Source organism: Thermosulfurimonas sp. (genome assembly GCF_015491435.1).
Taxonomy (GTDB): Bacteria; Desulfobacterota; Thermodesulfobacteria; order Thermodesulfobacteriales; family Thermodesulfobacteriaceae; genus Thermosulfurimonas_A.
The window spans coordinates 1-6,200 of the sequence record NZ_WFVX01000042.1; the positions used below are offsets into that span (position 1 = coordinate 1).

Annotated in this window: 7 protein-coding genes and 1 pseudogene; 6 read left to right on the forward strand and 2 right to left on the reverse strand. The window is 59.8% G+C overall.

The annotated features are described in order from the left end of the window. From F8J34_RS01825 to holB, 3 genes and pseudogenes are all read left to right on the forward strand, one after another. Positions 1–268: pseudogene (locus F8J34_RS01825) on the forward strand (peptide chain release factor N(5)-glutamine methyltransferase); the annotation flags it as partial. Beyond that, positions 265–1,548 (forward strand): UDP-N-acetylglucosamine 1-carboxyvinyltransferase, encoded by a 1,284-nt coding sequence (murA, locus tag F8J34_RS01830; protein WP_297055951.1) that lies wholly within the window; start codon positions 265–267, stop codon positions 1,546–1,548. The pseudogene F8J34_RS01825 and the gene murA, both read left to right, overlap by 4 nt. Next, positions 1,526–2,485 carry a DNA polymerase III subunit delta' gene (gene holB, locus F8J34_RS01835; protein WP_297055954.1) on the forward strand — a complete coding sequence of 320 codons (960 nt, stop codon included), beginning with the start codon at positions 1,526–1,528 and terminating at the stop codon, positions 2,483–2,485. Before murA ends, holB begins: the two co-directional genes overlap by 23 nt. Here holB and F8J34_RS01840 read toward each other — a convergent pair. Next, positions 2,448–3,065, reverse strand: coding sequence for an FmdE family protein (locus F8J34_RS01840; protein WP_297055956.1), 618 nt, complete (start codon positions 3,063–3,065; stop codon positions 2,448–2,450). The two genes, holB and F8J34_RS01840, sit on opposite strands and share 38 nt — an antisense overlap. A gap of 172 nt (positions 3,066–3,237) precedes the next feature. On the opposite strand from F8J34_RS01840, the gene speD reads away from it, so the two are divergent. Genes speD through F8J34_RS01855 form a run of 3 tightly spaced genes read left to right on the forward strand, consistent with a single transcriptional unit; the run spans position 3,238 to position 5,053 of the window. Then, positions 3,238–3,696 (forward strand): adenosylmethionine decarboxylase, encoded by a 459-nt coding sequence (gene speD, locus F8J34_RS01845; RefSeq protein WP_297055960.1) that lies wholly within the window; start codon positions 3,238–3,240, stop codon positions 3,694–3,696. Beyond that, entirely contained in the window at positions 3,696–4,583 is an 888-nt protein-coding gene (speB, locus tag F8J34_RS01850; RefSeq protein WP_297055962.1) for an agmatinase, read from the forward strand. The genes speD and speB overlap by 1 nt, the downstream gene beginning before the upstream one ends. Continuing rightward, positions 4,580–5,053, forward strand: a complete 474-nt coding sequence (locus F8J34_RS01855; protein ID WP_297055964.1) for a phosphatidylglycerophosphatase A — start codon at positions 4,580–4,582, stop codon at positions 5,051–5,053. The genes speB and F8J34_RS01855 overlap by 4 nt, the downstream gene beginning before the upstream one ends. Here the strand turns inward: F8J34_RS01855 and F8J34_RS01860 are convergent. After that, a partial coding sequence (locus F8J34_RS01860; RefSeq protein ID WP_297055967.1) for a hypothetical protein occupies positions 5,042–6,200 on the reverse strand: 1,159 nt, incomplete at its 5' end. The two genes, F8J34_RS01855 and F8J34_RS01860, sit on opposite strands and share 12 nt — an antisense overlap.

Sequence of the window (6,200 nt, forward strand, 5' to 3'; positions counted from 1 at the left end):
GGCCGAGGAGGAATGGGAGGAACTCCCGCCGGAGGTAAGGGAGCACGAACCTCCGGAGGCCCTGCGGGGAGGAAAGAACGGCCTCTTTTATATCCGGGAGACCCTGACCCGGGGATGGACCTATCTCCTTCCCGGAGGCCAAATTTTTCTGGAACTGGGGTATAATCAGGCGGTAAGGGTAAAGGCCCTAGGGGAAAGGCTCGGTCTTAAGATCCGGTTTGTCCGGGATCTTCAGGGCATAGAGCGAATAGCCGTGGTGAATCGATGAGGGAATACCTGGAGATCGAGGGAGGGTTCCCCCTTTCCGGAGAGATTCGCATCAGCGGGGCCAAGAATGCGGTGCTTCCGGCCCTGGCGGCCACGGTTCTGGCCCCGGGACGGTATCGTTTTCTCAACTGGCCCCGGCTTCTGGATCTCTACACCATGCTGGAGCTCCTCTCCCGCCTGGGTGCCCGGGTGGAGACCCGGGGAGAGATTCTGGAGGTGGACACCACCTCGCTGGAGGGAGTGGAGGCCCCCTATGAGCTGGTTCGGCGCATGCGGGCCTCCATTCTGGTGCTGGGACCCCTTACGGCCCGTTTCGGACGGGCCCGGGTGGCCCTTCCCGGAGGATGTCCCATCGGCAAACGCCCGGTGGACTTCCATACCCGGGGACTTCAGCTCCTCGGAGCCGAAATAACCCTGGATCACGGCTATATTCTGGCCCGGGCCCCCCGGGGATTGACCGGAACGGAGATCGTCTTCGATTTTCCCTCGGTCACCGCCACGGAGAATCTCCTTATGGCCGGGGTCCTGGCCCGCGGGGAAACGATCATCCAGAACGCAGCCCGGGAACCGGAGGTGGTCTTCCTGGGGGAAATGCTTCAGGCCATGGGAGGGCGCATCGAGGGGCTGGGAACGGATCAGATCCGGATTCAGGGGGTCCCGGAACTGCATCCCCCGGAGGAACCCCTGCGCATAATTCCGGACCGCATCGAGACCGGCACCTATCTCATGCTCCCGGGGCTGGTGGGAGGGGAAATCGTGCTGCGGGAAACCGAGCCCCGTTTCCTGAAGACCCCCATTCTTCGGCTCAGGGAAGCCGGGCTGGAGATAGAATCCGAGGGAAACACCCTGTACGCCCGTCCCGGAAAGGAGCTAAAACCTCTCAAAATCGCCACCGCCCCTTATCCGGGCTTCCCCACCGATCTTCAGGCCCAGATCATCGCCCTCCTCACCCAGGCCCGGGGGGTATCTTTCGTTACCGAAACCCTGTTTGAGGATCGTTTTCACCATGTTTCCGAATTATGGCGGATGGGAGCGGACATAGAACGGGACAAACGCACCGCCATTGTGAAGGGCCCCGTACGCCTGCAGGGGACCGAGGTGGAGGCTCATGATCTACGGGCCAGCGCCTCGCTGGTGCTGGCGGCCCTGGCCGCCGAGGGAGTCAGCCGGATCTATGGCCTGGAACATCTGGATCGGGGCTACGAAAGGATAGAGGAGAAACTGGCTTCCATCGGGGCCCGCATTATCAGGAAAAGCTATGAAGCTACGGAACCTTTCTGAGCTTCTGGGCCAGGAACCCGCGGTGCGCCTTTTTCGCAGGGCCCTCAAAACCGGAAGACTGGCGCAGGCTTATCTCCTGGTGGGGCCCGAGGGGACAGGTAAGGAGAGTTCGATCTGGGCCTTCCTGCGGGAAATCTTCTGCACCCGGGGGGAGGGGTGCGGAGAGTGTCGTCCGTGCAGGAAACTGGATCAGGAGATCCATCCGGATGTGCTGTGTCTGCGTCCCCAGACGGGCAAGAGCAGCATCTCCATTGCCCAGGTGCGGGAGGCGGAGGAATTTCTGCGTTTCCGGCCCCTGGAGGCCCCGCTTCGGGCCGTGGTCATTCCTGAGGCCGAGCGACTGAGCCCGGAGGCAGCCAACGCCCTTCTCAAGTCTCTGGAAGAGCCTCCGGCCTACGCTCATTTCTTTCTCACCGCGATCTCGGCGGAGAACCTGCTTCCCACCATCGTTTCCCGGACCCAGGTGGTGCGCTTCCGGCCTCTGCCTCCGGATCTCATCCGGAGGATCCTGGAGGATCGGCTGGGTTTTGAGCCGGAGCAGGCCCATTCCCTGGCCCTGCTGGCCGAGGGCAGTCCGGGAAGGGCCCTATCCCTTTCGGAGAAGGGGTTGCTTGAGGATCTCAATCGTCTGATCACCGTAGCCAGACACGAAGACCCCTCTCTTAAGTTCAGGGCCGCCGAGGCCCTGGCCCGCAAAAAAAACGACCTGCCGGAGCTCCTGGACCTGGTGCGTCTCTGGCTGTGGTATTCCTACCTCCATGCCCGAAAGATCCAGGAATTCCCCGGACTTTTCCCTGATCCGGCTCCGGTGGAAAGGATATGGTCCCTTCTCGATCTGGTGGAAAAATTACGCCAGGGTCTGGAACGCTATGTCAACCCGGAATTGACCCTCCTGGTGCTTATCCTGGAATTTGCTCCAGCTTCCTCCGGACCCTGAAATAACCTCCCTCGGCGCAGGGAGGACAGAGAACACGCCCCCCTACCTCCCGATCTCTTCCGTCCTGGACCCAGCAACCGCAGGCCTCGCACCGGACCCGTCTCCGGGGTCTTCCGGGGAGATCGAATTCGGAAACCTGGACCTCCACCTCCTGGACCTCAAAGAGTTCCTCTTCGGACATTACCCGGTAGGCCTCGAGCTGTTGACGATACCGGTCGGAGATGTGGGGAAAGTATTTCCTGGCCTTTTCCCGGGCCTCTTCCCGGGCCAGGACCCGAAAGGCCTTTCCGGTCTCCAGATTTAGAAAGGTGGCGGCCATAATGCCATAGTCATAGAATTTGAGGGATCTTTTCCCCAGGCTGGCCCCGGTTACCGACTGGATGGCATCGGTGGCACAGCGGTCTATCTCCACAAAGACCATAAATTTCTTGCGTTCCGCTCCTCGCGGATCCTTTATGCCTATGAGACGCAACCCCAGCAGAGCCAGACGCACCCCCAGGACCTGCCCCGGGCAGAGATGTCCGTGGACCCGTACGGACTCCTGGAGGATTTCCTCAAAGGGAATTTCATGGATGTTCATGGAGCTTTAGGTTAGCACGTTTCCCATAGCTTGACAAAAGGAAAAAGGAGAGTATCTTTTGCCCGCAAGGGTGGCCATGCGGGGTGGCTGCCCTTAATTTTTTGGTCACCGGGGATTCCAGGCGCCGGGGGGCGCCCTGTGTTGAATAGGAATATACATAAGGAGGGCGGCCATGGAAAAAAAGCTCCAGAACTCGGAAAAGGTTGAATACGGCTTCGGGCAGCACCTCATTCTGGACGGTTACGGCTGCAACCGGGAGAAGTTGATGGATATCGATTTCATTTACAATTTCCTGAGTGAATACCCGGACCAGATTCAGATGACCAAGATCATGCCGCCTTATGTGTTCAAGTACTACGCCCCGGTGCCGGAAGACTGGGGGATCTCCGGCTTCGTGATCATCGCTGAAAGTCACATCAGCATCCACACCTTCCCGGAGAAACTCTACCTGAGTGTGGACATCTTCTCCTGCAAGCCCTTCGACGTGGACAAGGCCATCGAGGATATCACCCGGCTTTTCGAGATCAAGAAGAGCGAGATCCGGCTTCTGGATCGAGGGCACGAGTTCCCGCGCTCCATCCGCACCGTGGAGCGCTTCATCCGGGCGGAGAGGAATCAGCTGGCCGTGTAATGAAGAGAACCTTCCTGGGGCTACCCGAGACCCCGGAACGGGCTCGGGTAGCCCTTATTCCCGCTCCCTACGATGCCACCACTACCTGGCGTCCGGGGACCCGTTTCGGGCCCGCCGCCATCCTGGAAGCCAGCGTACAACTGGAATTCTTCGACGAAGAGACCGGGAGAGAACCCCATCGTGAACTCGGATTCCTCACCCTTCCGGAACCGGAATTGCCCGTGGCCCCGGAAAAGGCCCTTTCCGTGCTGGAGGGGCTGGTAGAGGAGGTCCTTTCCGACGGCAAATTCCCGGTGTTGCTGGGAGGGGAACATACGGTCAGCCTGGCCGCTCTCCGGGCCCTTCGGAGGAGGTATCCCGGATTCAAGGTCCTCCAGATCGACGCCCATCCGGATCTCAGAGAAAGTTATCAGGGTACTCCCTGGAGCCATGCCTGTGTAATGCGAAGGGCCCTGGACCTGGGGCTGGAGGTGATAGCCGTGGGGGTGCGCACCGCCTCCCGGGAGGAATACACGTACATTCGCGAACAGGGGCTCCGGGTCCTCTGGGCCCGGAAAATCCGGGAGGATGGTCCCGGTTCTCTGAGAGAACTGGATCGACTTCTGGGCCCGGGCCCGGTCTATGTCACCTGTGACCTGGACGGGTTGGATCCGGGAGAAGCCCCGGGGGTGGGCACCCCCGAACCCGGAGGGCTTTCCTGGTATGAGGTCCTGGAAATCCTGAAGATCGCCTCTAAACGTCCGGTGCTGGGGTTCGATGTGGTGGAATTGCTTCCTCTTCCCGGGGATCCCCGAACCGAATTCCTGGCCGCCCGCCTGATCTATAAATTTCTCTCCTATCTTACCCCGCAACTACTCTCCGCCCCGGGAGAAGGAAAAACCCCATGAAAAATTCCCCCAGGGATTCCGGTATCGTCTCCGCACTGGCCTATCTCCTTTCCACCTCCTTCGGTCTCGGACATATCCCCTGGGCGCCGGGCACCTGGGGCTCAGCGGTGGGAATATTTCTCTACTGGGGGCTCGCCCCGGCCTCTTTCTGGACGCAGGGGGTGATCCTGCTTATCCTTTCCCTGCTGGGGGTATGGTCTTCCGGAAGGACGGCCCGACGCCTGGGCCAGAAGGATCCCTCCCGGGTGATTATCGATGAGGTGGCCGGAGCCTATCTTGCCCTTCTGGGACACCCCTCAAGTCCCGGTTATCTGCTGGCCGGGTTTCTCCTCTTTCGCCTCCTGGATATCGTGAAACCCTGGCCGGTGCGCCAGGCGGAAAAACTCCCTTCCGGCTGGGGGATCATGGGTGACGATCTGGTGGCCGGGGCCCTAACCTGCCTTCTACTTTATCTTCCCCTAGTCCTGTAAGGTGCCGTTAACGTAACTCACCACACAGTCCCGGGAGGTATCCGCAGAATAAAGATTGTCGTAAAAGAGTATCCTCTCCAGAGACCGGCAAGAACTGTTCTGATATACCCGCAGACACTGGTTCGAAGTAACGGTTACCGAATGGAAGGCTATACAGGAGGAGAAAATAGTGGAACACCATCCACCCCAGATATTCCCGACCTTTACGTATCTGTTTCCGCCCCGGTTTACCAGGGTGATGGGACTGCCGTAGGCACAGCCCCCGCCTCCTCCGGCGGTGGCCGGATTGATGGTCAGCACCAGAGTCCGGGAGGCGATATTGTCCTCTCCTCCGGAGGGGTCGTTATTGTCCCTTACCCAGAAGGTCAACTCGAAATTTCCGGAAGCCGAAGGGGTTCCGTTTACCAGCAACTGGTCACACCGGGGCCAGTCGGTCTCCGGGGTGGAGGAGCAATTACCGGAGAGAGGATTTCCTGTATTACAGAGGAAATTCAGCCCGGCCCCGGTGGCATTGTCCGGATCCTCCACACACCAGCGATATTTTCCGTTGGAGGGATAGGGTACCCCCCCTCTGGCATACACCCGGGCCTGATACGCGGACCCCACGAAGCCGTAAGGGAGTTCGTGGTTGAGGATGCGCAGATTTTCCTCGGAATAGACGCAGCGGAGCTTGCCCTTGAGCTCGCTAAGAGAGACATACCGCACCAGATCGTCATAGGATTGAGGACGAAGAGGATCCTCGGAGGAGGTGTAATTGTCGAAATTCGGAGTCCCGGGAAGAGGGATATAAACGGTGGTATTGGTGGAGGTATTCTGGATGGCGGTCTGGAGGTTGCGGTTGGGACCTGCGCTTACGAGCACCAGGGCGATGTTGGAATGGGTGGCGTTATCCATCTCATCCACCACCGTGAGGGAGGTGGTGCGTCGGGCACAGATACTGCAACTGGCGGTGTAATTGGCGATTTCGTCGGCCACCAGACAGAGAAAGTCCTTGCGCCAGGCATCGGTCCGATTACGGAGAAGGGAGGAGCAATATCCGTAGGGGGTGGAAGGGTCGTCCACCGCGGGGATACAGCCCCGATTGAGCTCCGCCCTTCCCACCACGGCCTCCACATTGGCCTCCAGCCGTTCCCGGGTCTGATTATAG

What these genes read in the sequence shown, in the direction of transcription:
- murA (WP_297055951.1), top strand. Translation starts at nt 265, where the DNA reads ATGAGGGAATACCTGGAGATCGAGGGAGGGTTCCCCCTTTCCGGAGAG.
- holB (WP_297055954.1), top strand. Translation starts at nt 1,526, where the DNA reads ATGAAGCTACGGAACCTTTCTGAGCTTCTGGGCCAGGAACCCGCGGTG.
- F8J34_RS01840 (WP_297055956.1), bottom strand. Translation starts at nt 3,065, where the DNA reads ATGAACATCCATGAAATTCCCTTTGAGGAAATCCTCCAGGAGTCCGTA.
- speD (WP_297055960.1), top strand. Translation starts at nt 3,238, where the DNA reads ATGGAAAAAAAGCTCCAGAACTCGGAAAAGGTTGAATACGGCTTCGGG.
- speB (WP_297055962.1), top strand. Translation starts at nt 3,696, where the DNA reads ATGAAGAGAACCTTCCTGGGGCTACCCGAGACCCCGGAACGGGCTCGG.
- F8J34_RS01855 (WP_297055964.1), top strand. Translation starts at nt 4,580, where the DNA reads ATGAAAAATTCCCCCAGGGATTCCGGTATCGTCTCCGCACTGGCCTAT.